This window comes from uncultured Holdemanella sp., assembly GCF_934754935.1.
Classification (GTDB): Bacteria; Bacillota_I; Bacilli_A; order Erysipelotrichales; family Erysipelotrichaceae; genus Holdemanella.
Map to the genome: position 1 here is coordinate 1 of NZ_CAKVJB010000032.1, position 26,478 is coordinate 26,478.

A 26,478-nucleotide genomic window follows, 5' to 3' on the forward strand; every position below is an offset into this window, starting at 1 on the left:
GTACGGTCTGCGATACCCCATAATTCACCCCATCCGATAGGTTCAGAGAAGTGGTATTCGATATCACTTGTACCATTTGAGTAGTGTGCTAATTCTTCAGGATCATGGGCACGTAAACGAATGTTTTCTTCGTTGATACCTAAATCTTTTAAGAATTGAACACAGTTTTTACAATAGTATTCAAACCAATCTAAATCGGTTCCTGGTTTACAGAAGAATTCAAGTTCCATTTGTTCGAATTCACGCGTACGGAAAATGAAGTTTCCTGGTGTGATTTCGTTACGGAAACTCTTACCAATTTGTCCAATTCCGAATGGTAATTTTTTACGCATTGTTCTTTGTACGTTTTTGAAGTTGACAAAGATACCTTGTGCTGTTTCTGGACGCAAGTAGATTGTACTCTTGGCATCTTCTAATACACCTTGGAATGTTTTAAACATCAAGTTAAATTGACGAATGTTTGTGAAGTTTTTAGCGCCACATTTTGGACATGTAATTTCATGTTCAGCGATATATTTTTCCATATCTTCATTGGACATACCACCACAGTTAACTGTGTGATTGCTAGCTTCTTCAATCAATTGATCCGCTCTAAAACGGCTCTTACATTCTTTACAATCCATTAAAGGATCACTAAATCCTCCAACGTGACCACTGGCAACCCATACATTTGGATTCATTAAGATGGCACTTTGTAAACCTACATTGTGTTCACTTTCCTGAATGAAACGTTTCCACCAAGCATTTTTAATATTGTTCTTTAATTCAACGCCTAAAGGACCAAAATCCCAAGTATTTGCCAAACCACCATAGATTTCTGAACCTTGGTAAACAAAACCAGAGGTTTTCATGTGATTTACTACATCATTGAATGTCTTTTCGTTCATGTTATTTACCTCATTTCTTTTATGTATACAGACAAAAGGATACACTTACATATTATATCCCATTTATCAATAAATTTCTAGACTAAATACGAACACAAGGCATAAAGAAAAACCATGATTTCTCATGGCATGTTTTTAATCGCCCACTATAGCAGGGCCTCTCTCGTTTTTAATCGTCCACTATAGTAGGACCTCACTCGTTTTCAGGCATAACTACCTTACAACTTCATTATACGGCATTTTAAAAAATAGTCAATTTGCAAGAAAAATAAATTACATATTTATATATTTATTGCATGAAATTATGCAGCACTTAATACATTAACTTAATGCGTTGCAAGATAAAGAATCGCTTTCTTGTACTTCTCTAGCCTTTCATAATCTTGTTTTGTTGGTTCTTTAATTCTTGTGATATCAAGGTTGTGTAAAAGGTCTGCAACCTTTACCTTTTTAGCTAACTTAGATTTAGATATTCTTTGAATATATTCAAAATAAGATTCATCTTTTCTATGCGTTAATGTAATTACAGTATCTACAATTTCATTTGAGAAATGATTTCTTAATTCATCCACTGTAACACCAGTATCTTCTAATACATCATGTAAGTAAGCTATTGTTTTTTCTACATCTGTATCCATATAAGAAGCAACTGTTATGGGATGAAGGATATAATCTTTACCCGCTTTATCCACTTGTCCAGCATGTGCTTCTTTGGCGATTTGTAGTGCTAATTCTTGAAACATTACTCTAAACCTCGAATACTTTCTAAAAAACGAATACTTGGATAATTCTTGTGACTATGATACTCCATCCATTTGGATAGATAGATCAAATCGTCCATATTGAAATCAAAATGAACTTTCACATACTCTAAATTTTCTTCCTTACATTTAAATAAAGCTCGATATTTCTTTAATTGATCTACATTCCATTTTGGATATTGATTGTGATTGCACTTTTCGCATAAAAAGCCTCCATCTTTTAAAGATAATGTTTCAACCCGTGTATTTTGACAATGCACGCACCCATCCACAAAGGGTTGGATTCCTTCTTGTTCGATGCAATATTTTAAGACAATGCATGCCCAGAAATAGAAATCATCAAGCTTTTTATCGGCTGAATTCCAACAATCTAGTAATATGTTAAACAAGTTTTCTTCTTTTTTTGTTTTTGAGATCAAGTCATGTAGTACAAAACAACAACTCGATTTAAATAAATCTTCTTGAATGTGATAGTAATACTGAATGGTTTGTCCTTGTAGTAATAAAGGCATTTTTGTTTTATCTTCGATCATGAATTCATTATAAGAAAAGGGCTGTACAAGCCGTAAATTCTTTGAATTTTGCTTGAACAGTCCTCTTGCGTATAAAGTTAAAATGGAATTGTTAGTTAATACTTTGACTAAGCCATCTTTTTCTTTATATTCACTTACACTTAAAACAAGGGCTTGAATCTTAGTCTTCATCGATTTGTTCTAATTCATCTAAACCGAATTCTTTGATCTTGTTTTCATGATTACGCCAGTTCTTTTCTACACGAACAAACAATTCTAAATCTACACTGCATCCAAGCATATCTTTTAATTCTTTTTGTGCATCTAAACGAATCGAACGAATCATATTCGCTTGTTTACCAATCAAAATACCCTTTTGCGATTCACGATCCACAACGACCATCATTTGAAGATACATACGATTACCGCGTTTTTCTTTGCGTTCTAGAATAACCGCTACACTATGAGGAATCTCCTCATGCGTTTTAAATAAGATCTTTTCACGAACGATTTCACACATTCTAAAGTTAATATCATGATCCGATTTCATTTCTTCAGGAAACATTGGTTCGCCTTCAGGTAAGTATCCTTTAAATACGTGCAACAATTCGTCTAGATTATCTTTATCTAAAGCACTAATTGGAACAATATCATTAAAGTCATATTGGTTTTGCCAATACACTAAACGCTTCAACAATTGTTCTTTAGGCAATTTATCAATCTTATTCATAATCAACACGACTGGTTTATGAAGTGTTTCAATTCTTTTTAGAATGAATGAATCCCCCGTTCCAAAAGATTGTGTACCATCCACGATCCATCCGATCACGTCACAATCTTCCATAGCTGAATACGCATTTTTATTTAAAACGCGACCCAATTGTTGTTGTGGCTTATGAATACCTGGTGTATCCACAAACACATATTGACAATCTTCATGTGTTAAAATACCCGAAATATTGTTTCTTGTCGTATTCGGTTTATCTGACATGATCGCAATTTTTTCTTTCAGCAATGCATTCAATAATGTCGATTTTCCAGCGTTGGGTCTTCCAACAATGGCGATAAATCCTGATTTATAATTTTTCATCTTACCTCCGATTTAAAATAATTTGGGTATAAATACATATAACCCTATACATGCCGCAAGAATACTAATAATAAAAACAGCACCTGCAGCCATATCTTTGATATGTTTAGCTTGTTCAGTATGTTCTAATGAAATATAGTCTACACATCTTTCAATGCAGGAATTGATAATTTCACTAAACCATACAAAACAAATTGCACTTAGAAGCATCATCCATTCATGAATAGAACAATGAAACAAAAAGCCAAACACTATGACAATCAATCCAAAGATGCCTTGAAGGCGAATACTGCGATCACAAGTGAAAGCGTAAAACAGGCCTTGAAAGGCATATTTGAATCTACCTTTGAACCAATTCATCTAGAATTTTATCCTGTAAGGCAAACATGACCTTTTCATCTTCTTCCTTCATGTGATCATATCCCATCAAATGCAACAAGCCATGACAGAATAAGAAACAGGCTTCTCTACGAATCGAATGTCCATAGGCACTAGCCTGATCACGAATAGCTTGCACATTGATAAAGATATCTCCAAGTTCATATTGATCTTCATCAACCAGCATATCACTCATATCATCTTGAATCGCAAAGCTGATCACATCCGTTGGGCGATCCACATTTCGATAGTCACGATTGATTTCATGAATCTGTTCAGGTGTTACATATATTACAGATAAACTCCAATCTCCCTTTCTGTCTAACACCTGGCATGCACGTTCTAGTATGTTTTCAAAGTCTTTTTTGTATCGATAGACACTTCTATCTTTTGCGTTATTTATAAAAATTATTTCCATGCCTTGATTATACAATAAATTAAAAAAGAGTTCAAAATGAACTCTTACTTTGTAGTTTCTCTAAACATTTTTGAGAATGAGATTTCAATATCCTTATTCTGTTTAACAGATTCATCATCTACTAACATCTTAGTTAATAAACGCATCGCAACAGCACCTAAATCATATTCAGGAATGTTGTATGTTGAAATCGTTGGACGCATCATTGTTAGATATTTTGAATTTAAGATACATACAAGTTCTGTATCGTTAGGAATTGAAAATCCACTTTCTTTACATGCATTCATTAATGCAATAGCTTGTGAATCACGGAATGTGATAACCATTTGGCTTGGTTTATGATTCTTGTAGTAATCTGACAAGAATGTATAGCTTGATTTGTAGCTATCATCATAAGTTACATATTTATCAAAAACCAATCCTTTTTCAGCATAAGCACGATCTACACCAGCTTTTAATTGTTCCATCATAGAAAGATTTAATTTATCTTCTACCATAGAAATATCTTCGATACCCTTTTCGAAGCATTCATTGACAAATTCATAAGCCATACGTTCGAAGTTGATATATACATTTCCAACGTTTCCAATCTTTTGTCCTTTTAATTTACTTCCTACGACAACCATTGGAATTTGGTATTCATGTAAAACTTCCATTTCATCTTCTGAGAAGTTGTCATTAAATAAAATTACACCATCGACACGTGATTTAATAATAGATTCAATCACATCTTGCATTTTTGAGATTCCCTTACTTGTAGTATGGAACATGATGTTGTAGTTATAGATTTTTGCGACATCCATTAGACCATTTAAGATCTTCGCATTGTACGCAAATAACTTTTCACTCATCACAATTGAAATTGTAGTTGTTTTTGATAGTGCTAAACCTTGTGCAATCGCATTTGGTTTATAACCCAATTTTTCAATCGCTTGTTGAACACGCATACGTGTATCTTCACGCACTACATTACTATCATTAATAACACGTGATACAGTTGCTAATGAGACATCTGCCTCTTTGGCAACATCATAAATCGTAATTCTTTTCATTCCTATTCGCCCCCTTGTTAAATATTTTCTTCAATCCACTAAACAATGCTTCTGTAGCTTTACCAGTTACTTCTTCTGCTTTATCAACGGCACGAATAACAGAATCATTTGTACGAATTTCGTCTACTTTTTCATCCGCTCTATCAATTACTTTACGTAAAGAATCATTTTTTCTTAATGTTTCTTTTCCATATTTAAGGCCATCTACTACCAATCCAGCTGTGCCCTGTAAAAACTCTTTTCCAGCTGACATTGTCTGTTTAAATTGTTCACTCTCACTGACTTCAACCACTTTATCTTTTGTTGAAGAAAGAATATCTTTTGCATCATCCTTAGCTTGAGATAAAGCTTCTTTTACTTTTTCAGGATCTGAAGCATCTTTTAATAAATCACGCAAATCATCAAATAGCTTTTCAATCTTACTTTTTGCGTCCTCAATGATTTTTTCATTATCTGTATTTTCGGATTCATGCATTACTTCAAGTTCTAGCATCGATTCTTTTTCTAAATCATCAATTAATTGTTTTTCATCCATGTCATTCATCCTCCTTTGTTTCAATACTTTCTTTTCCAGTTTTTTTATTTTGAAACCATTCTTTGGCATTTTGTACATTTTCGCTAAGTGAACTCATCACACTCACAAACGCCTCTTTAGCACTCTGATTCACTTCATCCACTGTGGTAGAAATATTTTCTGCCGTTTTTAATGGTGCATCTAATTTTTTTAATTGATCATTGGCTGTATCCAATGTTTTTGATACTTGTTTTAAAGTTTCAATCAACTGTTTTAAAAACAAAATCAAATAAATTAATGCGATAACACCAACGATGGGTAAAACATATGAAAATGCACGAGCTAATGTACTCATAAAGATATCAAGACTCACAATACCACCTCAGAAAGATTATAACATGAACTTTCTAACTTATCTATTTATTTTGAAACTTTTTTCACAAATGTGTAAACGCTACAAAATAAAGGAAGTGATAACTAGCACTTCCCTAAATATATTCAATTGGTAACGCAATCATATCTTCCGTCAAATACATCTTTCGATCATATTGACACAAAATGATTCCTGGTTGTACTTCTTTATTTGGAATATCTTTTAAGGCAGAAAAATGTTTTCCCATTGACTTTGTAGGATTACCCGTCATTTTAATTTCAATCGGATATAGTTTTCCATCTTCATCAATCACTACATCAATTTCTCTTTGGTCACGATCACGATAAAAATAGATATTTGAAATAGTTTTACCTGCATTTAAATGACTTTTTAAGATTTCAGAAACGATAAAATTCTCATAAATATTTCCAGCTTGAGCACCCGTCATAGCCGTATCTGCACTTGTCCACCTTGCTAAGTAGCATACCAATCCCGTATCATAAAAGTAAACTTTCGGTGTTTTGACAACACGCTTTAAAATATTATTCGAATATGGCTCCAACAAATAGATAATTCCTGAAGTTTGTAAGATGGAAAGCCATCTTTTTATTGTATCTGCACTTGTTTCAACTTCATTGGCAACCGCATTAATATTTAATAATTCACCACAGCGTACCGCAAGAGATGTTAAAAACTTAATGAATTTTAACTCATTAGAAACATTAATAATTTGTCGAACATCTCTTTCGATATATGTTTTCACATAAGAAGAATAGTATCTTTGCCAATCAATCTTTTTATCTTGAAGTTGTGGCATACTTCCTCTGTGGATACAATACCACAAGTCGCTATAGCTTTTAATTTGTGATTGTCTTTCATTAAAATAAGTTTCATTTGGTATAAAAGGTTTATTAAATTCAATGTGATGTATTTCACGAAACGATAATCCTTTTAATTCCACAATCGCCATGCGACCAGCTAAAGTTTCACTAACCCCTTTCATCAATTCAAAAGCCTGTGATCCTGTAAGTGCAAAGCTTCCCTTTTGTTTATTCGTGTCTACATACATTTTCAAATACCGAAATATACTTGGTGCATATTGTACTTCATCAATGAACACGGGTGGTTGATAGTTTTTTAAAAACAAGTTTGTCTCTTCTAAAGCCTGTGTCAAAACAATTGGATCATCTAAAGTTACATATTGAAAATTATCACAAACATATTGTAGAAGTGTTGTTTTACCAACTTGTCGAGGTCCTGTAACTAATACAATTGGAAATTGCTCTAAACATTCTTTTACAGTTTCTTCCATATGTCTTTTAATATACATATTCTTTCTCCTTTCGGCTAATCTACGATTCAGTCATATTATAGCCGCTTTTTGAATTATTCACAACTAAAAAAAGAGAACAGCAAATCTGCTCTCTTATAAAATCTTCTCTAATTTATCTCTTAATAGGTAGATGTCTTTACTAGACATAAAGACGAAGGCTGCAGGAGCTAATTCTTTTAACTTCTCTGCTGATGCATCATCTACATCTAATAACATCGCATTTGGACAACGATCCATTAAATCTTGAATTGTGACTGTAATTGTTTCATCTTCTCTAACAGCGTTTTTAGGGAAATCAAGTAAACATACTTGATCCGCTGTATTTAAACTTTTCGCAAAGTCATCCAAGAAATATTGTAGACGCGAATAACGATCTGGTTTATATAACGCTACAACTTTCTTTTCTGGATATTTTTTACGAACTGCATCAATCATTAAACGAATAGCCGTTGGATGGTGTGCATAGTCATCCACTAATACACTATCCTTCACTTCATCAATCACGAATCGACGTGCAATTCCTTTATATTCTTTTAAGCCTTGTACAATCAAGTCAGCAGGCATACCTAATACATGGGCAAGCGCAAAACATCCTAAGGCATCCTGCATAAATGGATCTCCTACCTCATTTAATTCAACATGAGCTAGAATTTCACCCTTGTACTTACAATCAAAATGCATGCCAAATGGACCTTGTTCAATATTGACAGCTTGATAGTCATTTCCATCCTTCATACCATATGTAGTTACAGGTACGTTGTAATGTAAATTCTTCAAGTGTTCGTCATCCCCAAATACCACGATGTGTTTTTTAACTTGGTTCGCAAAACTTTGGAATGCCGATACATAATCATCCATATCTCTATAATAGTCTACATGATCCATTTCGATATTGGTAATAATCGCATAATCTGGGTGATATGCCAAGAAATGTCTTTGGAATTCACAAGACTCTAACACAAAGTGATTGGCATTTTCAGGCATATATCCATGTCCATCCCCAATCAAATAAGCACATTCATCCTGTAAAGAAAGAACATGTCCTAGAATACCAGTTGTGGTAGATTTACCATGAGTTCCTGCTACACAAATTGAACTATATGATTCTAATAAAATACCTAGATATTCATTGTAATAATATGTTTTTACCGTTGGATTATCCATAGCCGCTTTCACTTCAGGATGTGATTCATTAAAAGATAAACCAATGATCACTGTGTCATTATCCTTAATATTTTCAGGACTAAATGAATAAATAGGAATATTACGAGCTCTTAAGCCATCTTCTGTAAAAATATACTTATCGATATCACTACCTGTTACTTCTTTATGTTCATCATGTAAGATACATGCTAAGGCAGCCATACCTGTTCCTTTAATACCAATAAAATGATAAGCCATTCTATTCACCTTCTTTATCGAATAATGATTCTTGTTTATTTGTTTCCTTTTTTGGCTTTTCTAACATTTCAGAAAGATTCATATTCGCCTTTTTATCTTCCACCTTATATTCAGGAATTGATTCTGCAGGCTGCATACTAGGAAGGTATGTTCCATACATTGGCGATAAAATCTGTGAGAAATCTTCATCTTCTGGTTTTTGTAAAGAAATCGCATCATGTACTTTATCAAATTCTTTTTTATCATCCTCAACATTTCCAAAGATTGGAGAAATGACAGGTTGATAATCTAAATCTTCCGCAACACGACGTACTTTTACTGATTTATGACGATCATACTTATAAGCCTTTTGTTTCGGCTTAGTTTCTTCTTGCGCAATTGAATCCACATCTAAGCCTTGGAAAATCGTTGTTTTCTTTTCCTTTGGTTGAATAATTGCCTTTTCAAAAATTGGAGAATCCATAAAACTTTCAGGATTTTCTTCAATTGAACTTGCAGCTTGTGTAAATACAGGCTCAGGTTTTACCTCTTCTTGTACAACAGGTTGTTCTACAACTTCAGGTACAGGAGTAATTTCTTCTTGTTTTGTAGGTTCTTCTACAACTTCTTGTTCTTCATCCTCTTCTTCAATATCTTCATTAAAGATCGCATGCATTAAGTCCTTTAACATTTTTCTTTCTCACTTTCTATAGTCTGACTAAGAAATGCCTCTATTTCTTCTTTTGTCTTGCGAAGAGTAGATACAAATCTTGATATTTCCTTTCCATCCTTGAAACATATAAAGCTAGGAATACCCATTACTTCATATTCAACCGCAATATCCATACAATGATCACGGTTTAAGGAATAGAATTGTAAATTGTTAAATTCTTCTTCAATTTCAGGCAAGAAAGGTTTGATGTACATACAGTCTGGACACCAAAATGCTGTAAACATCATTACTTGAATGCCTGTATTGTCTAGTGCTTTTAAAAACTCATCTTTATTTTTAATATCAGTCATGTTGATATCTCCAAACACAACGATAAATTGGTTGTCCTAAAGAAATAAATTTTTGTTCATATTCTGTGATCGCATCTTCATCATGTTTTACACGACGATAATCCACACTGACTTCAACCATTTTAAATCCCGCATTTTGAAATTCAATCAAGCTATATTCAAACAAAGCACTGTTGTCCGTCTTCATTTGAATCTCGCCATTTCTTGATAAGATACGCTTATATTGATCTAAAAAGGAAGCACTGGATAAACGTCTTTTCGCATAACGCTTTTTAGGCCATGGATCTGAGAAATTCAAGTGGATCACATCCACTTCACGAGGTCCAAACCATTCGCCAATGCTACTCGCATCATCTTGAATCAGTTTCAAATGTTTATCCTCTGTATCCTCATCATATTTTTTAGCGGCAATACCCGCAGCACTTTCATTCTTTTCAATCGCAATAAATCCAGTATCCTTATACATTTTAGCCATGTCTAAAGAATAATTTCCTTTTCCACAACCAATCTCAATATGCAAAGTATCTGTACCCATCAACTTTTTCCAATTTCCAGCCTGCTTAGATGGTTCTTTTACTAAACAATTTGCGGTAGGCAAATAATCCGTTGCCCACTTTACTTTACGCATTCTCATATTAGCTACACAATGTCACGATCGCATCGGCATAAATACAGATAGCCTGCAACAAGTTATCTAATTTAATACCTTCATCACGTTGGTGACATCCTCCTACAAATGCATCTGTCTCAATCACTTCATTTGGAAGTTCTGGACCATACGATACAAAGTTTTCAAATTTACGTGCATATGTTCCACCACCAATTGTGATAGGACAAGAGAATGTATCCCCTGTGTATTTTTGGTAGACACTCATTAAATCTTTTACTAAACGAGAATCTGGATCCACAAATAACGGTTTTGAATCTCCACGATTTTCTGCTTTGATATTAGATGTTAAGTCCTCACAAGCTGCATCAAATTTAGCCATGATCTCATCTGCATTTGTATCATTTGGATAACGAATATCAATCAAGATATCTGTTTCGTTATTTTCCATATTCACAATACCTGTATTCATTGTCAAGAAAGACATGTATAAACCATCTTTTTCAATGCCAACTGGTTTTCCCATCCAATCTTTTAGTAAGAAATATAAGTCTTTTGATAATTGATCATTAAAGGCTTCACCAATAAAGTTCAATAATAGAACAGCGGCATTTATACCATTATATGGCATAGCAGCATGCGCAAAGGCACCATCAATATGTAACGTTACACCATCTTGAGATCGTTTAATATTTCCTTTAACCCCTTGTGTTGCACAATAGAATTTAAATAAATCTTCTTGTTGATAACTCATCACATCCACTGTAACATCCGCTTTACCAATGACAATATTTGGACGACTTCCCGCATGAAGTTTTTTAATGACTGTTGCATCCTTACTTACTAAACCAACGTGTAATCCACCTTTTTCACCATAGATAACTGGGAAATTGGCATCTGGTACAAATCCCATTTGAGGAACTTCTGCATGATCTACATAGTAATTCATACATTCCATACCTGATTCTTCATCGCATCCTGTAATCAACATGACTCTTTTTTTCAAAGGAATGTTTAAGTCGCGAATCATTTTTAATGCATAATAACCAGCTAGAGCCGGTCCTTTATCATCCATGACACCACGTCCAAAGATATATCCATTTTCTAATGTCACTTTTAAAGGATCTTTAGTCCATCCTTCGCCTAGTGGCACAATATCTAAGTGGCCTAAAACACCAAATGTTTCGTCGCCCTTTCCATATTCAACAACGCCTGCATATCCATCCACGTCTTTTGTTTCAAAACCATCGCGCTTAGCCATATCTAACATGGCATCTAAAACGTCACGACAATTCTTTCCAAAAGGTGCATTTTCAGCTTTTGTCGATTCATCACGAACACTTTCATACGATACAAGTGTATTTAAGTCTTTTAAGAAATCATCTTTATATTTAAGTACTTCTGTATTAAAATCCATAATTTTCACCTCTACCCAACTATTTTACCACATAGTCAAGAAAAAAGAACTCGTTTTTCACGAGTTCCTTACTTTTACGCTTCTGTTTTTTCTTCTTCTGTTTTAGGTTTTGGAAGTAAAGCTTTCGCACTTACATTAATACGACCCTTATTGTCGATTTCTGTAACCTTAACATCGATCACATCACCTAGTTTTAATACATCTTCTACTTTATCTACACGGTGGTGAGAAATTTTAGAAATGTGTAATAAACCATCTGTGTTACCGAATAAGTTCACGAATGCACCAAATTTTTCTAAACGAACAACTTTAGCTGCATATACATCACCAACTTTAGCTACACGAACGATGTCACTGATCATTTGTTTCGTTTTTTCGATTGTATCATAATCATTATGATAGATAACTACTTTTCCATCATCATCAATATCGATTTTCACATTGTCACATTGCGCAATGATTTCGTTAATCATTTTTCCACCAGGTCCGATCACATCTTTGATCTTATCTGGATCAATGTTCATCATCGCAATCTTAGGTGCATATGGACTCAATTGTTTTCTTGGTTCAGAAATACATGCCAACATATTGTCTAAGATTTCTAAACGAGCTTTGTGAGCTTGTGCCAATGCTTCTTCGAAGATATTTTTCGTGATACCTGTTACTTTGATATCCATCTGTAAAGCTGTAATACCATTTGTAGTTCCGGCAACCTTAAAGTCCATATCTCCAAAGTGGTCTTCCATACCTTGAATATCTGTCAATACAGTATATTTACCTGAATCATCATCCATGATCAATCCCATCGCAATACCAGCTACTGGAGCTTTGATTGGAACACCGGCTGCCATTAAAGACATTGTTCCAGCACAAATACTTGCCTGAGAACTTGAACCGTTACTTTCCATAACATCCGCAACCGTACGAATTGTATATGGGAATTCATCTACGCTTGGTAATACTTGAGCTAAAGCTCTTTCACCTAAAGCACCATGACCAATTTCACGACGTCCTGGATTTCCCATACGTCCTGTTTCACCAACGCAATATGGTGGGAAGTTATAGTGGTGCATGAAACGTTTTGAATCTACAACTGTTAAGTCATCAATGATTTGATTATCATTTAATGCACCTAATGTAGTTGTTGATAATACTTGTGTTTCACCACGAGTAAATAATGCTGAACCATGAACACGTGGAAGTAAATCTACTTGTGAGTTCAATGGACGGATTTCATCAATTTGACGACCATCTGGACGAACTTTATCTTCAATAATCAAGCGACGTACTTCATCGGCTTCAATACCACGACAGATTTCACGAGCTTGTTTAACCGCATTGTTTTGATCTTTTTCAGATGCATATTCTTTGTTTGCGATCATTTCAGCAGCTTCATCTGTTAAATCATCGATCTTACCGTAACGTTCCAATTTTTCTTTAATTGAAACAGCCGCACGAATTTGTGCTTCAAAGTTAGAACGAACTTCACGATCAATTGTTTCATCAACTGCGTATAATTCGATTTCACGTTTTTCTTTACCACAAGCCGCAACGATTTCTTCTTGGAATGCACATAATTTCTTAATTTGTTCATGTCCAAACATCAATGCCGCAAGCATATCTTCTTCGCTTACTTCTTTAGCACCTGCTTCAACCATGTTTAAAGCTTGTGCAGTACCTGCTACAGTTAAATCAATGTCACTTTCTTCCATTTGAGCCACTGTAGGGTTGGCAACCAATTCTCCATTGATACGTCCAACTTTACACCCTGCGATAGGTCCATTGAATGGAATGTCTGAAATACATAATGCCAATGAAGCACCAAACATAGCTGCCATTTCAGGACTTGCATCTTGATCCACACTTAATACTGTGTTGACAACTTGTACTTCATTACGGAATCCTTCCGCAAATAAAGGACGGATTGGACGGTCGATCATACGAGCTGTTAATGTCGCATGTTCGCTTGGTCTTCCTTCACGACGTAAAAATCCTCCTGGAATCTTTCCAACAGAATATAACTTTTCTTCAAAACTTACTGTTAAAGGGAAAAAGTCGATCCCTTCTTTTGCCTGGTTCGATGCACATGCAGTTGATAAAGTAACTGTATCTCCATAACGAATAATAACAGCACCATCTGCTTGTTTTGCGATTTCCCCAGTTTCTACTGTGATCCCCCGACCACAAAAATCTAAATGAAACTCTTGTTTCGCCATTTTTTCACCTCAATCATACTTTTATATTCTATCAAATAAATGCATAAAAAAAAAGTAATCTTTTCGATTACTTTCTTAAACCTAATTTAGCGATCAATGCTTTGTAACGATCTAAATCTTTACCCTTCAAGTAAGCTAACAATTTTTTACGACGACCAACTTTTTTCATCAATCCACGTTGTGAGTGGTAATCGTGTTTGTGTTCTTTGAAGTGTTCAGTTAAACGGTTGATTTCTTCTGTCAATACAGCGATTTGAACTTCAGGAGAACCTGTGTCACCTTCGTGTACTGCATACTCTTGCATAATTGCTTGTTTTTCAGATTTTAATAACATTTTTCTTCCTCCATTTTATATTAGCCCTTTTCTACCGAGCGAAAGGTTGGAAGTTTCCAGACTCTCAGTACAAAAGCTATTAAACTATATCATTCAATCAACATAAAATCAACTAGAATCGTATTTAATATTTCAAGTCCAGCATCATTTAAATAGATACATTCCCCTTCAAAACAAAAATACTCATGATACTTATCTAATACAGTTGAATAGTGTTCTTTAAAATCATTTTGATATTTCAAATTCCATTCTTTGATATTCAACCCAAACTTTGTACGCAAAGCCATCATAATCGCATCCATACCTCGCTCGGATAGTGTTTCATTGATATAAAAACGACAAGGACCCTTTGAACAATACTCCTTTAAACTTGTCGTATTATCATAACGAATCCCATCCAGTCTTCCACTTGCACCACATCCAAAGCCATAGAAATCTTTATCTTGCCAATAGGCTAGATTGTGTTTGGAATAATAGCCTGGCTTACAAAAGCTAGAAATTTCATAATGAATATATCCAGCTGCTTCTAGAGTTTTCGTAATATATTCAAACATATCCGCTTCAAGATCACTATCAATAGGTTCAACACCTGTCTTGCCAAATACTGAATTTTCTTCAATTTGTAAAGAATAGATAGATAAATGTGGAATGTCTAGATTTAAAAATAGATCTATATCCTTCTTCACATCCTCCATAGTTTGATTAGGCAGACCAAAAATCAAATCAATCGAGAAAGTCGATATCGAACTTTTCTTTATATTTTCAATAACCGAAATTGCCTGACTTGCTGTATGTTTTCTATTACATACTTTTAATAAGTCATCCTTAAAGCTTTGAACACCCAAACTAATACGATTGACGCCTAAAGAAACATACGATGTCAATTTATCTTCATCTAAAGATTCAGGATTGCATTCTACCGTGAATTCATCAATATCTTTAGGAAAACAATTGCGTATTGATTTAAAATCATCCACACTTAATAAGCTAGGTGTTCCTCCACCAAAATAAAGAGTATGAAGATTATCTATCTTATACTCTTGAATTTCTTGAATTAATTGATCTTTCCAACTTGAAAAGAATTGTTCATTTTTTTGGATACGAACAAAGTCGCAATACGCACATATAGAATCACAGAATGGAATATGTACATAGGCTGATGGTACCATTAGTCGTCATCCATACTTAAAACGGCCATGAAGGCTTCTTGAGGAATCTCTACCGATCCTACCATCTTCATACGTTTCTTTCCTTCTTTTTGTTTCTCCAACAATTTCTTTTTACGCGAAATATCTCCACCATAACATTTTGCCAATACGTTTTTACGCAATGCCTTAATGTTTGTACGCGCAATGATCTTACCTCCAATAGCAGCCTGCACTGGAATTTCAAATTGTTGTTTCGGAATCAAGTCTTTTAATTTTACAGCCATCGCATTTCCGCGGTTGTACGCAAAATCTCTAAAGACAATCGTAGATAAGGCATCGACAATTTGTCCATTTAATAAGATATCCATCTTTACTAATGAACTTGTGCGATATCCACTAAATTCATAGTCAAAACTAGCATAGCCTTTTGTACAAGATTTCATCTTATCAAAGAAATCATAAATGATTTCACTTAATGGCATTTGGTAGACCATCATCATACGAACATCATCTAACACTTGAAGATCTACATATTCTCCACGTTTTTTCTGACAAAGATCCATCATTGGACCGACATATTCTTTTGGTACCATGATGTCACACTTCACATAAGGCTCTTCAATATGATCGATTTTTTGGGGTTCTGGTAAAGCCGATGGGTTATCGATTTCTTCCATCGTGCCATCTGTTTTATAGACATGATAAATTACCGAAGGACTTGTGGCGATCAAGCTTAGATTGTATTCACGCTCTAAACGCTCTTCAACAACGTCCATATGTAATAGGCCTAAAAATCCGCAACGGAATCCAAAGCCTAGAGCTTGTGAAGTTTCCGGTTCAAAATGTAGGGCTGCATCATTTAATTTTAATTTTGATAAAGCTTCCTTTAAATCGTCATAACGCGCATTATCCACTGGATATAAACCACAATACACCATTGGATGCATTTCACGATATCCGGATAATGGTTCGCTTGCAGGATTTGAAGCAATCGTGATCGTATCACCGACACGAACATCTTCAATATTTTTAATGGCAGCACTTACCCATCCTACATCCCCACAGTTCAATTGGTCTTCTACAACTTCTTTTGGAGTACGAACACCGACTTCAGTCACTTCATATTCAGCATCGGTTGCCATAAAACGAATCTTATCCTTTGGTTTGATTGAACCATTCTTTACAGAAACAAACGCAATGATTCCACGATATGAATCGTAGAATGAGTCAAAGACTAAAGCTTGCGTAGGCGCATCTTTATCGCCTTTTGGACTTGGTAATTTATGCACGATTTCTTCTAATACTTTATCGACATTTAATCCAGATTTAGCACTGATTTCAACAGCTTCACTACAATCCAAACCAATCAAGTCTTCAATTTCTTTTTTTACAACTTCTGGTTGTGCGCTTGGAAGATCTACCTTATTTAATACGGGTAAGATTTCCAAATCATTTTCAATGGCTAAATATACATTGGCTAAAGTTTGTGCCTGAACACCCTGTGCTGCATCTACAACTAGAATAGCTCCATCACATGCAGCTAAAGAACGAGACACTTCATATGTAAAGTCGACATGGCCTGGTGTATCAATTAAGTGGAATAAGTAATCTTGTCCATCTTTGGCATGATATACAAGCTGTACGGCATTTAATTTAATAGTAATTCCACGCTCTCTTTCTAGATCCATTGAATCTAGAATCTGATCTTTCATTTCACGCTTTTCAACTGTATCCGTAAGTTCTAAGATACGATCGGCTAACGTACTTTTTCCGTGGTCGATATGTGCAATGATACAAAAATTTCGAATATTCTTTTGATCCATAGACTTCCCCCTACTCTACAATATTTCCTACTAAGTTTCTTCCTTGTCCATTAAAGAAGCTCGCACAATCCATTAAAGGCTTTCCTTCCATTTGACAAGTTTCTATCACAAGTGTACCTGCATGAAGTCCAATACCTAGTTTATTCTTGCCAATCTTGACAAGAAGACCAAATTCATTTTGTTCATTTAAATAACTTGCCTTTAAGATTTTAAATTTCTTCCCTTTTAATAACACATACGCACCTGGTGCATCCGCAAAAGCACGAATTTGATTCAAGATATGTTCATCATCTTGATTTAAATCAATATGCTCTTCTTCTTTGGATAATACCGGTGAAAAGATAACCTTACTTTCATCTTGCTCTACATATACGGCATGGCCTGAACAAATTTCTTCAAAGTGAGCAAGCAATAGTTCACTAGCACAAATAGCCATCTTATCAAATAAGGTTGTTGAATTATCTGTTGGTAAGATTTCAATTTCTTTTTGAGCTAGTACTGGACCTGCATCCATTTTTGGTGCCATTTTCATTAATGACATACCACTCACTTTATCTCCATTCCAAATCGCTCTTTGAATAGGAGCTCCCCCTCTATATTTAGGAAGTAAAGAACCATGAAGATTGACACAACCATATTTAGGAAGATCCAATACTTCCTTAGGTACGATTTGTCCATAAGCACAAGTCACAATTAAATCCGGTGCAAAATCAAGAATGGCTTGATAATCATTTCGAATCTTAACCGGCTGAAATACAGGAATATCATTTTCTAAAGCCACTTCTTTGACTTCAGAATAGACAAGCTGTTGTTTTCTACCCTTTTTCTTATCTGGCTGAGTTACCACTAAGCCTACATGTATATCGTTTTCTAACATCGTTTTTAGTACGACACTCGCAATTTTGGGTGTTCCCATAAAAATAATGCGTCTATTTTCCATATATATCACTCCAATACTAAAGTATTATAGCGTATTTTTTTGAAGTTGTGTTGCATTAAATCTAGAAATTTGCTATAATCCATTTGCAAATTTATGTCAGGAGGTGCACTTCATGCCACAGATTAAATCTCAAAAGAAACGTGTTAAAACAAATAACAAGGCTCACAAATTAGTCGTATCTAAAAAATCAGCATTGAAATCAAGTATTAAAGCTGTATTAGCAGCTGTTGATGCTAAAGATAAAGAAGCTGCTGTAGCAGCTTACAACGACTGCAGTTCTAAATTAGACAAAGCCGTAGCTAAAGGTATTCACCACAAAAACTACGCTAGCCGTCAAAAAGCACGTTTAGCAAAAGCTATTAACGAAATCGCGTAATGAAGGATTAAGAAGTCATATGACTTCTTTTTTTATACCCTATCGCGGTCCTTTTGTTTACAATCAAAATCTAACATTTTATAGATTACATAATAATAGAACATTAACCTTAACTTTTATAATGACACTGTGTAGACGATGGATGTATTATTGTTTATGATTTATGTAAACGGAGGTGTTTTATATGTCTACAACAAACTTAAACATTAGAATTGACAAATCTGTAAAAAATCAAGCTGAAGAAATTTTCAACGAACTTGGTTTCAATATGACTACTGCAATTAATATATTTTTAAGAACTACTATTAAAGAACATGGTATACCTTTCGAATTAAAATTGGATATACCCAACAAAACTACAATCGAAGCTATTGAGGAAGGAAGAAGAATGATGTCTGATTCAACAACACCGAAATACTCCAGCATTGATGAGCTAAAAGCGGCATTAGATACATGAAATATGGCATAGAATTAACAACTCGTAGGTACACATCCCGACTAATTTTAATATAAAACGCTATATACTCTATTTGTGTTCAGACGTAAATTAAAATCAAAAGGTGGAGTCTTTCTAATTGAAGATTCCACCTTTTCATAAATATTACTAAAAAAAAATCTGGTAAGTTTTTCTGTCGGTTGTCGACAATGATTAGACATGAGTATTTACCGTCACTCATCCGACTACAACTTTTCTCTCGGTTGTCGAGCATATAAATAGACATGAGTGTTTACCGTCTCTCATCCGACCACAACTTTTAAAGATGCTTACCACATCTAAAGGTATTGCTACCTTCAAAAGGATTATACCAATTTTTATTTGAAATACAATCAAAGAGTTTTTTGTCCTATATATTAAAGTGTTTCACAAAGCATTAGATGAATAATTAGGACCTTTTTAAATCAACCAACGATTCAATTAGCCTTGGTTCAGAAACAGCTCCAAGTATCCCCTTTTGATATAATTCCATGACATTATCGATGTTATCAAGTGAATATACATACACATTTTCGTTTTTTCTATGAATAAACCAATACTCATTACAATTTGATATGGATGTATTGTAAGCTACAAATATCAATTGAGAAGAAGTCGACATCTCAAGCATCTTATTTACAACTCCAGAATCTAGGCCATCATCCAAGTAATCAACGATTAGAATTCTCTGTGGTTCAATATGTTTTAAAAGATTGATTAACTTTTCTACACCTGATAATACATTCCATTGATTTGTACTTATAATATCAATCGTATTTGCAAAACTTACAAAGATTTCTTTTATATTTTTCATGTATTCCGTATTCATTACATAAAAAAGAACATTGTCACGAGCCATATAAGACATAAATTTCTTTGTCTGTTCATCTTTACAATCAAATATTTGATTCAACAAATCTCTTTTGTATAAGATATCCCCCTTACTTCTTAAACACTCATATACAAATCGATTTACCTTTGTATCATACTTTATATCATACGAATATTCTTTTTTCTCATATTCAAATGTAAAACCCAATTCACATACAGAATCATTTGAAAAATTAATTTGATTTAAGCTCAACCTTTTGATTCAACAATATATCTTTCATTGCCTGAATACCTTTGATCAAACATGATTTACCTGCATTATTCGGCCCATATATTGCCGTTGTCTTATTAAGTGGATCCAAAGTAAACACAATTTGATTTTTAAACACAAAAAAATTCTTAACCCTTACTTCTAGAAACATAATTCTTCTCCTTTTTCTTTTTATTAAACCACCTTAATCGACACTATGAATGTCTAAAAGAAAAAAAACGAACAAGGTTATCCCTTGTTCATCATTAAGTTTAGACAGAAATATTCAAAACCGTCATCTTTATCAATCTTACCCATTTTCATTTGTTGATCAAAATCAGCTAGTAGTGATAAATTATAAAGTAAGGTTTCACTTGAAAACCGCATTGCCTTCTGCATATTAAGTTTTACTCGGTATGAATTGGCCTTTAACTCTTGGGCAATTGTTGCCTGTGCCTTTCCTTCATCCATTAATACGCGTACTTGAAATAGAAAACGAATTTGACTAGCTAGTAGTGCAACAATGGCAACTGGCTGCATATTCAACTTTCTAAAGTTACGATAGTAAGCTAATAATAAGATTCCATTTTGGCTAAAGAAGGCATCCACCATTTTAAAGATGTCATTCATAGGTTCTATGACAAGTAAGTTTTGTACATCTTCAAGCGTAGGATTTTTTGAATAGATTGAAATCTTTTCAATTTCATTTTGAATGCACATAGGATCAAGTCCCATTCTAGATGTCATCCAATCTAATGTTTTAAAATCCACCTTTACGCCAAATTCTTTCAATTTATCTTGTACATAGAATTTTTGTGACTTGTCATCCAAAGCTAAACAAGAATATAAAGTCGCACAATTACTGATTTCTTTGACCTTTTTCTTTCTCGTATCCAATTTATCACTTGGACAAATTAGAACTAAAATCATATCCGTATCTTTTCTTAAAAGAAAAGGATCTACCTCATAATCTGTTGTATTCTTACTCGATAAGAAGGTGCAATTATTGACAATGATCATCTTGTCATCATCAAAGATCGAATAGGCATCTAGATCTTGTAAGACATTTGAAATCTCATCCGTTTGTGCATCATATACATTCACATTTTCTTGAATATGATGTCTTTTTTTAATGGCCTCTAACTTCATAGAAACCATGCTTTTGTCTTTTCCATATAAAATATAAATCATGACCTTATTATACCAAACAATCCATCGTTTGTGACAATAAAAGAAAAGTGATGCCAAGAATAAATCGCAATACTGCCACTATTATTTGTACAAAACGTATTTATATTCAATTTGTCTAATGTCTTTAGTGTTTCAACACTTGGGTGATTATACTTATTCTTATAGCCTGCACTAATTACTGCAAGCTTACAATCTAAAGAATCTAGAAAAGCTGCATCTGAACTTGTATTTGAACCATGATGGCCTACCTTGATCACATCCGCTTTTAAATCATAAGTATCCATCAATTGTTTTTCGATTTGTTTACTCGCATCCCCCATAAAAAGATACTTTAGATGATCATAAGTAAAATAACAAATTATACTCGAATCATTTTCATCTTTGAATTCTCTTTGATCCAAAAGTAAATAGAATGGATACTCAACATTCACCTTTTCTTTTGAATCCCTAATGACTTGTTTAATTTCAATCCTATCCTTTAAGCTTTCATATCCACCACTATGATCAAAATCATCATGAGTGAGTATAAGTGTATCAATTGTATGAATATTCTTATTTTCTAAAAAAGGCATAATGATACGTTCTACATTATCTCGATATAGATTTTGCCCACAATCAATCATCACAACACTTTTATAAAATGGTTCTACGATAATACTACAATCGCCTTGACCAATATTTAATGTATAAACTTGAAAGAATGGGTTACAAAAAACTTCTAGAAATGGAATAAGAAAAATTATTAAATATTTCCATTGAAAATGTTTTAGACATTGGATATACACAACAATAAAGACAAGTATAAATACATATTGAGGAGCATAATGTATGGTTAGAGATGGAATTGTAAGTGGCTTAAGATCCGAAATGAATATTCCTACTAAGAATATAAGTCCATAGAATTTTCTCATTAGATTAAACAACAATAATGAAACTACATCAACTTTCTTAAAGTAAATAAATAGAATACTGACTAAAACCATCTTTTGTACGATCCACTTATGTTCTGTACAAAAATAAGATACGAGCTGTAAAAGAATAGGCAGCACAAACGATATGGAGAGCACTTGGGTTGGATACAGGATTGAAAAGAATAGAATGGTAAATCCAATTTGATCGGATTTAGATTGAAAGAGCAAATAAGCCAATTGATACAGAATAAATCTTGTCAATGAAAGTGTAAACACAAAGAAATTACCAAAGACTATACTCACAATCAACAAACCTTTTCGAATTTTTTGTTCATCATATTTTCTTTTTAATAGATTAAACACAATAAAATAAGCGCTGATATATCCATAGCCTAGCATAGTATAAATTTCATCAATTGTATCTTCATGAATTCCATAATATAAAGACAATAATACTTTTGAATTCTTCTGATTCGATAAGAAAGTATATAACTTCGATTTTAAAGAATGCGATTTCTTTAGAAGTCTTACATTTCTTGTTTTATAAAATATGTTTTTCGAAGCATTGTACTTTGTGAAACTAAACAAAGTAAAATTATCATCCGTATGTATGGGTTCTAAAGAATCAACTTGAATTTGATCTTTAAAATTCAAATCCAAATCACTCTGTACAAGGACTCTTGATCCATGATTTTCAGCTACATAATAACTCTGTTTGATTTCTGTTACAGTATAGATTCCTTTTTCAGCTTCTTTACAAGGCTTAACTAGAAATAGAGATAAAACAGATAGTCCAATAAAAAATATAAGAACTCTTTTTGAATGAAATCTTTCATTTAGATACAATAAGAAACAAAAACTAAAACATAATATACAAAGTGAAGATTTTAGAATGATACAGGCTAAAAAGCCAAGACTTACAATCAACATCATAGGCAAATCTTATCCTTGATCTTATTAAATAAGGCTTCACCAATGCCTTTTACATCTTTGATTTGTTCTAAAATCTGAAATGTATTTTCTTGTCGATAGTCTATGATTCTTTGCGCAATGCTAGGACCGATGCCAGGCAGTGTTTGAAGTTCTTCTTTTGTCGCACTATTTATAGATATGAGCTTGATTTCTTTGACTTCTGGAATCACTACCACATCTTTATCTTGAAGAATATGAGTAAAACTAATGCGTGAAGTGTCCGCATTTTCTAATAAAGGTCCACTTGTCTTGATCAAAGTTGAAATAGAGCTGTTTCGCTTGAGTGTATAGACACCTGGATTTGAAATGGCACCTTTGATTTCGACTTCCATCAATGTGGGTTTCGCATCTTGTAAAGTAATAGGTGTATAGCGGTTAAAGCATGTAAAGACAAAGAAAATAAGGACACAAAAAAAGAGAAGAGTTCGTTTCATAAATATCACCCTTCTCTTATACGTTATTTTTTGATGTTTTTCTATTTAATTTCTAAAATTTTTACATCATAAGGTTCTTCAACACGTTTTACAGTACAAACATCTCCTACTTTGTGGTCCATGATCACTTCAGCAAGTGGAGTTGTGTTTGAAAGCTTACCATTGAATGGATCCGCTTCAATTGTACCAACGATATTGAATGTTACTTCTTGATTGTCTGATAAATCTAAGATCTTAACTGTAGATCCTAATTTAACAACATTCTTTTTCTTTTTATCTTCTACATCTGCAGATTCACTAATGATTTCGGCATTTTTGATCATTGCCTCTAATTCACGAATACGACCTTCAACTTGTGCCTGGTGTTCTCTTGCAGCATCGTAGTCAGCATTTTCGGACAAGTCACCTTGCGCACGAGCTTCTTGCAACTCAACAATAACTTCTTGACGTACTTTATGAACTAGGTTTTCATGTTCATTGACTAAATCATTATAACCTTCTTGGGTAACGTAAAATTTTTCATTTGCCATGTGGTTTCACTCCTTGTATTTAGCACAAAAAATTATAGCATAATCCTTGAATTATGCAAAACATTGTTACAGATTTAGCCCTAATTTTTCGCAAATCTGTTGATGTTCTTCATATGTTTTTGAATAATAGACTTTGCCGTCTCCATATATATCTGCCGCAAAGAATAGATACTCTGTCTTTTTTGGTGAAAGCACAGCTTTGATCGCATCATCACCCGGATTTAAGATGGGTCCAACTGGCAAACCTTCATGTAAGTATGTATTGTATGGTGAATCGATTTCTGGATTGGTTTCACAATCCTGAGGATCTTTAAAATCATCATATAATGCATAACATACCGTAACACTCGATTGTAGTTTCATACCTTGTTCTAAACGATTATGGAAAACACCTGCGATAGTTTCCATATCTTCTTTTGAACTGGCCTCAAATTGAACCACACTTGCCAAGCTTATAACTTGTTGCACAGAATAATCACTCTTTGAGAATAATTCCTTATTCTCTTTATACATCACTTCAAAGCGGTCTAGCATAATTCGCGTGATTTCATCAATTGAATCCTCTTTTTCTAAGTAATACGTATCCGGGAATAAATACCCTTCTAGTTTTACTTTGTAGTTGGAATTATTTAAATCATCCACATGGATAAATGAATAATCTTTAGCTAGTTTTTCAATATATGAAATATCATTCCATTGATTTAAGATTTCTTCAGACGAAAACTTTCCATCATATAAATTTGATATTTCATCCGCTATTTCTTTTGCCCATTTTCCTTCCGGTACCTTTAATATTAACGTATCCTTTTTTAGCTTTGTGCTATCTTGAATATACGATAATATTTCTTTTACACTCATACCATCATTCAATTCAAATGTGCCTGCCACAAAATTGGTATTATGACTTGCCTTGGCATACACCTTTGTCACTGTCGCATTTGAAATCAAATGATCTTCTTCTAAATCTTGTACAACCTTGTCAAGCGTATCTCCGCTTTCAATTGTGAATACTATATTCTTATCCCCGTTGCCCGTACTTGCCAAACCGTTTTTCACCACAAAAATACCGGCAAGACCAGCGATAATTAAAATACATACAACGACTAATAAAACAACTCTTACAGAATTGACTTTACGCCTAGTCGGCATTTTCCTCGTCCTCAACAAATGTGTTGATTACTTCTTCAACCATATCCCATTCTGCTTCACTTTCGATTGGAATCAATTGACCCTCATTATCATAACGAGATGCGTATACTTCGCCCTCATCAAGTTCTGGATCTTGGAAAACAACATATTGACATCCTGTCTCATCACTATCAAAAGTGAATAGAATTGTCATCTTTTTTTCATTTCCATTTTCATCTTTAACATATAAACTATTTGAATCTAACATACATTACTTCCTTTCAAAAATAAAGGAGGACATTAAAATCCCCCGTTTTGTCTGTCCAAAAAACTCTGTAAAATTTGAACCGCAGCCATTTGATCAATTACTTTTTTACGTTTCTTTCTTGAAACATCCCCCTGAAGTAAGATCTTCTCAGCTGCAACTGTTGTAAGTCGCTCATCCCATAGATGAACTTTAATTCCAGAAGATTCTAATTTCTTGGCAAATTCACAAGATATTTCACCACGAATTCCGATATCTCCATTCATGTGCTTTGGCAAGCCTAAAACTACTTCTTTTACTTTATTTTCCTGAAGTAATTTTAAAACCTCTTCTAAACAAGCATCATAATCATCTGATTCAAAACGCACTGTCGTTAAAGCACGACAAGTAATATGCAACGCATCACAAATTGACACACCACACGTTTTCGAACCAAGATCTAAACCAATGATACGATCCATTATTTATCCAAATATGCACGTACTAATTCTTCAATGATTTCATAACGTTCGATTTTTTGGATCAAGTTACGAGCATTCTTGTGAGAAGAAATATACGCAGGATCATTACTGATCAAGTAGCCAGCAATCTGATTTTCTGAATTATAACCACGTTCTTCCAAAGCATCACTTACTTCACGAAGAATCATCTTGATATTCTCACGACGAATCTCTTCCGTAGTAAATGTCATTGTTTCGGTAATGTCTTTCATAATTTCACACTCCTTAACACGATTTTATTATATATGAATCCTAACCAAAAAGAAAGCGATTTAGTACAAAATTGGGGCCCATAATCTATAGAATATGCAAAAGAGGCACCTAACGTACCTCTTTTGGATGATCGTTGTCCCTGTATTGTTTTTTTGAAAAGGGCCCAGGATGGCGATGGCATCATCAGCGCTCCAAA

At 33.8% G+C, this 26,478-nt stretch carries 32 protein-coding genes; 2 read left to right on the forward strand and 30 right to left on the reverse strand.

Going from position 1 to position 26,478, the window contains the following annotated elements; all coding sequences use genetic code 11:
- From Q0E86_RS08765 to fmt, 20 genes are all read right to left on the reverse strand, one after another.
- On the reverse strand, nucleotides 1-887 hold an 887-nt coding region (locus Q0E86_RS08765; protein WP_295756309.1), incomplete at its 3' end, for a glycine--tRNA ligase.
- 326 nt (nucleotides 888-1,213) lie between these two features.
- On the reverse strand, nucleotides 1,214-1,630 hold the full coding sequence (locus Q0E86_RS08770; protein ID WP_295756311.1) for an HD domain-containing protein: 417 nt from the start codon (nucleotides 1,628-1,630) through the stop codon (nucleotides 1,214-1,216).
- On the reverse strand, nucleotides 1,630-2,352 hold the full coding sequence (gene recO, locus Q0E86_RS08775) for a DNA repair protein RecO (RefSeq protein WP_295756312.1): 723 nt from the start codon (nucleotides 2,350-2,352) through the stop codon (nucleotides 1,630-1,632). Before recO ends, Q0E86_RS08770 begins: the two co-directional genes overlap by 1 nt.
- The gene (gene era / locus Q0E86_RS08780; RefSeq protein WP_295756314.1) at nucleotides 2,342-3,250 is read right to left on the reverse strand and encodes a GTPase Era; all 909 of its coding nucleotides are present in this window, start codon (nucleotides 3,248-3,250) and stop codon (nucleotides 2,342-2,344) included. Before era ends, recO begins: the two co-directional genes overlap by 11 nt.
- 12 nt (nucleotides 3,251-3,262) lie before the next feature.
- Nucleotides 3,263-3,610, reverse strand: a complete 348-nt coding sequence (locus Q0E86_RS08785; RefSeq protein WP_295756316.1) for a diacylglycerol kinase family protein — start codon at nucleotides 3,608-3,610, stop codon at nucleotides 3,263-3,265.
- Nucleotides 3,591-4,046, reverse strand: coding sequence for an rRNA maturation RNase YbeY (ybeY, locus tag Q0E86_RS08790; protein WP_295756317.1), 456 nt, complete (start codon nucleotides 4,044-4,046; stop codon nucleotides 3,591-3,593). Before ybeY ends, Q0E86_RS08785 begins: the two co-directional genes overlap by 20 nt.
- A 44-nt stretch (nucleotides 4,047-4,090) precedes the next feature.
- Nucleotides 4,091-5,098 carry a LacI family DNA-binding transcriptional regulator gene (locus Q0E86_RS08795; RefSeq protein WP_295756319.1) on the reverse strand — a complete coding sequence of 336 codons (1,008 nt, stop codon included), beginning with the start codon at nucleotides 5,096-5,098 and terminating at the stop codon, nucleotides 4,091-4,093.
- The gene (locus Q0E86_RS08800; protein WP_295756321.1) at nucleotides 5,076-5,633 is read right to left on the reverse strand and encodes a hypothetical protein; all 558 of its coding nucleotides are present in this window, start codon (nucleotides 5,631-5,633) and stop codon (nucleotides 5,076-5,078) included. Before Q0E86_RS08800 ends, Q0E86_RS08795 begins: the two co-directional genes overlap by 23 nt.
- 1 nt (nucleotide 5,634) lies before the next feature.
- On the reverse strand, nucleotides 5,635-5,985 hold the full coding sequence (locus tag Q0E86_RS08805; RefSeq protein ID WP_295756323.1) for a hypothetical protein: 351 nt from the start codon (nucleotides 5,983-5,985) through the stop codon (nucleotides 5,635-5,637).
- A 115-nt stretch (nucleotides 5,986-6,100) separates the two neighbouring features.
- Nucleotides 6,101-7,315: an ATP-binding protein gene (locus Q0E86_RS08810; RefSeq protein WP_295756325.1), complete on the reverse strand. Its 1,215-nt coding sequence runs from the start codon at nucleotides 7,313-7,315 to the stop codon at nucleotides 6,101-6,103.
- Between the two features lie 96 nt (nucleotides 7,316-7,411).
- Entirely contained in the window at nucleotides 7,412-8,719 is a 1,308-nt protein-coding gene (gene murC / locus Q0E86_RS08815) for a UDP-N-acetylmuramate--L-alanine ligase (protein WP_295756327.1), read from the reverse strand.
- Between the two features lies 1 nt (nucleotide 8,720).
- Entirely contained in the window at nucleotides 8,721-9,389 is a 669-nt protein-coding gene (locus tag Q0E86_RS08820; protein WP_295756329.1) for a hypothetical protein, read from the reverse strand.
- Nucleotides 9,383-9,721 carry a thioredoxin family protein gene (locus Q0E86_RS08825; RefSeq protein ID WP_295756330.1) on the reverse strand — a complete coding sequence of 113 codons (339 nt, stop codon included), beginning with the start codon at nucleotides 9,719-9,721 and terminating at the stop codon, nucleotides 9,383-9,385. Before Q0E86_RS08825 ends, Q0E86_RS08820 begins: the two co-directional genes overlap by 7 nt.
- Nucleotides 9,714-10,355, reverse strand: a complete 642-nt coding sequence (trmB, locus tag Q0E86_RS08830) for a tRNA (guanosine(46)-N7)-methyltransferase TrmB (RefSeq protein ID WP_295756332.1) — start codon at nucleotides 10,353-10,355, stop codon at nucleotides 9,714-9,716. The genes Q0E86_RS08825 and trmB overlap by 8 nt, the downstream gene beginning before the upstream one ends.
- A 1-nt stretch (nucleotide 10,356) precedes the next feature.
- The gene (gene pepV, locus Q0E86_RS08835) at nucleotides 10,357-11,745 is read right to left on the reverse strand and encodes a dipeptidase PepV (RefSeq protein ID WP_295756334.1); all 1,389 of its coding nucleotides are present in this window, start codon (nucleotides 11,743-11,745) and stop codon (nucleotides 10,357-10,359) included.
- Nucleotides 11,746-11,819: 74 nt separating this feature from the next.
- Nucleotides 11,820-13,961, reverse strand: a complete 2,142-nt coding sequence (gene pnp / locus Q0E86_RS08840; protein WP_295756336.1) for a polyribonucleotide nucleotidyltransferase — start codon at nucleotides 13,959-13,961, stop codon at nucleotides 11,820-11,822.
- A 67-nt stretch (nucleotides 13,962-14,028) separates the two neighbouring features.
- Nucleotides 14,029-14,295 (reverse strand): 30S ribosomal protein S15, encoded by a 267-nt coding sequence (rpsO, locus tag Q0E86_RS08845; protein WP_117923787.1) that lies wholly within the window; start codon nucleotides 14,293-14,295, stop codon nucleotides 14,029-14,031.
- A gap of 89 nt (nucleotides 14,296-14,384) precedes the next feature.
- Nucleotides 14,385-15,464: a radical SAM family heme chaperone HemW gene (hemW, locus tag Q0E86_RS08850; protein ID WP_295756338.1), complete on the reverse strand. Its 1,080-nt coding sequence runs from the start codon at nucleotides 15,462-15,464 to the stop codon at nucleotides 14,385-14,387.
- On the reverse strand, nucleotides 15,464-17,266 hold the full coding sequence (gene lepA, locus Q0E86_RS08855) for a translation elongation factor 4 (protein ID WP_295756340.1): 1,803 nt from the start codon (nucleotides 17,264-17,266) through the stop codon (nucleotides 15,464-15,466). Before lepA ends, hemW begins: the two co-directional genes overlap by 1 nt.
- A gap of 10 nt (nucleotides 17,267-17,276) precedes the next feature.
- Nucleotides 17,277-18,206, reverse strand: a complete 930-nt coding sequence (fmt, locus tag Q0E86_RS08860) for a methionyl-tRNA formyltransferase (RefSeq protein ID WP_295756342.1) — start codon at nucleotides 18,204-18,206, stop codon at nucleotides 17,277-17,279.
- A gap of 112 nt (nucleotides 18,207-18,318) precedes the next feature.
- On the opposite strand from fmt, the gene rpsT reads away from it, so the two are divergent.
- Together rpsT and Q0E86_RS08870 are read left to right on the forward strand one after the other, a co-directional pair.
- Nucleotides 18,319-18,582 (forward strand): 30S ribosomal protein S20, encoded by a 264-nt coding sequence (gene rpsT, locus Q0E86_RS08865; RefSeq protein ID WP_003864936.1) that lies wholly within the window; start codon nucleotides 18,319-18,321, stop codon nucleotides 18,580-18,582.
- Nucleotides 18,583-18,766: 184 nt separating this feature from the next.
- Nucleotides 18,767-19,039: a type II toxin-antitoxin system RelB/DinJ family antitoxin gene (locus Q0E86_RS08870; protein WP_295756345.1), complete on the forward strand. Its 273-nt coding sequence runs from the start codon at nucleotides 18,767-18,769 to the stop codon at nucleotides 19,037-19,039.
- Between the two features lie 427 nt (nucleotides 19,040-19,466).
- Here Q0E86_RS08870 and Q0E86_RS08875 read toward each other — a convergent pair whose 3' ends face one another.
- The 10 genes from Q0E86_RS08875 to Q0E86_RS08920 form a co-directional block, all read right to left on the reverse strand.
- Nucleotides 19,467-20,141: a hypothetical protein gene (locus Q0E86_RS08875; protein WP_295756347.1), complete on the reverse strand. Its 675-nt coding sequence runs from the start codon at nucleotides 20,139-20,141 to the stop codon at nucleotides 19,467-19,469.
- Complete coding sequence (locus Q0E86_RS08880; RefSeq protein ID WP_295756350.1) at nucleotides 20,122-20,310, reverse strand: AAA family ATPase; 189 nt, start codon at nucleotides 20,308-20,310, stop codon at nucleotides 20,122-20,124. The genes Q0E86_RS08875 and Q0E86_RS08880 overlap by 20 nt, the downstream gene beginning before the upstream one ends.
- Nucleotides 20,311-20,387: 77 nt before the next feature.
- Nucleotides 20,388-21,329: a DNA polymerase III subunit delta gene (gene holA, locus Q0E86_RS08885; protein WP_295756353.1), complete on the reverse strand. Its 942-nt coding sequence runs from the start codon at nucleotides 21,327-21,329 to the stop codon at nucleotides 20,388-20,390.
- Nucleotides 21,326-23,173 carry a ComEC/Rec2 family competence protein gene (locus tag Q0E86_RS08890; RefSeq protein WP_295756355.1) on the reverse strand — a complete coding sequence of 616 codons (1,848 nt, stop codon included), beginning with the start codon at nucleotides 23,171-23,173 and terminating at the stop codon, nucleotides 21,326-21,328. Before Q0E86_RS08890 ends, holA begins: the two co-directional genes overlap by 4 nt.
- On the reverse strand, nucleotides 23,170-23,646 hold the full coding sequence (locus Q0E86_RS08895) for a ComEA family DNA-binding protein (protein WP_295756357.1): 477 nt from the start codon (nucleotides 23,644-23,646) through the stop codon (nucleotides 23,170-23,172). Before Q0E86_RS08895 ends, Q0E86_RS08890 begins: the two co-directional genes overlap by 4 nt.
- A gap of 41 nt (nucleotides 23,647-23,687) precedes the next feature.
- Nucleotides 23,688-24,176 (reverse strand): transcription elongation factor GreA, encoded by a 489-nt coding sequence (gene greA, locus Q0E86_RS08900; RefSeq protein WP_295756360.1) that lies wholly within the window; start codon nucleotides 24,174-24,176, stop codon nucleotides 23,688-23,690.
- A 66-nt stretch (nucleotides 24,177-24,242) separates the two neighbouring features.
- On the reverse strand, nucleotides 24,243-25,325 hold the full coding sequence (gene mltG / locus Q0E86_RS08905; RefSeq protein ID WP_295756363.1) for an endolytic transglycosylase MltG: 1,083 nt from the start codon (nucleotides 25,323-25,325) through the stop codon (nucleotides 24,243-24,245).
- Entirely contained in the window at nucleotides 25,315-25,572 is a 258-nt protein-coding gene (locus Q0E86_RS08910; RefSeq protein ID WP_295756365.1) for a DUF1292 domain-containing protein, read from the reverse strand. Before Q0E86_RS08910 ends, mltG begins: the two co-directional genes overlap by 11 nt.
- A gap of 32 nt (nucleotides 25,573-25,604) precedes the next feature.
- A complete protein-coding gene (ruvX, locus tag Q0E86_RS08915) occupies nucleotides 25,605-26,030 on the reverse strand; it encodes a Holliday junction resolvase RuvX (protein ID WP_003864922.1) in 426 nt (141 codons plus the stop codon).
- Nucleotides 26,030-26,281 carry an IreB family regulatory phosphoprotein gene (locus tag Q0E86_RS08920; protein ID WP_003864921.1) on the reverse strand — a complete coding sequence of 84 codons (252 nt, stop codon included), beginning with the start codon at nucleotides 26,279-26,281 and terminating at the stop codon, nucleotides 26,030-26,032. The genes ruvX and Q0E86_RS08920 overlap by 1 nt, the downstream gene beginning before the upstream one ends.
- Between the last annotated feature and the right edge of the window lie 197 nt (nucleotides 26,282-26,478).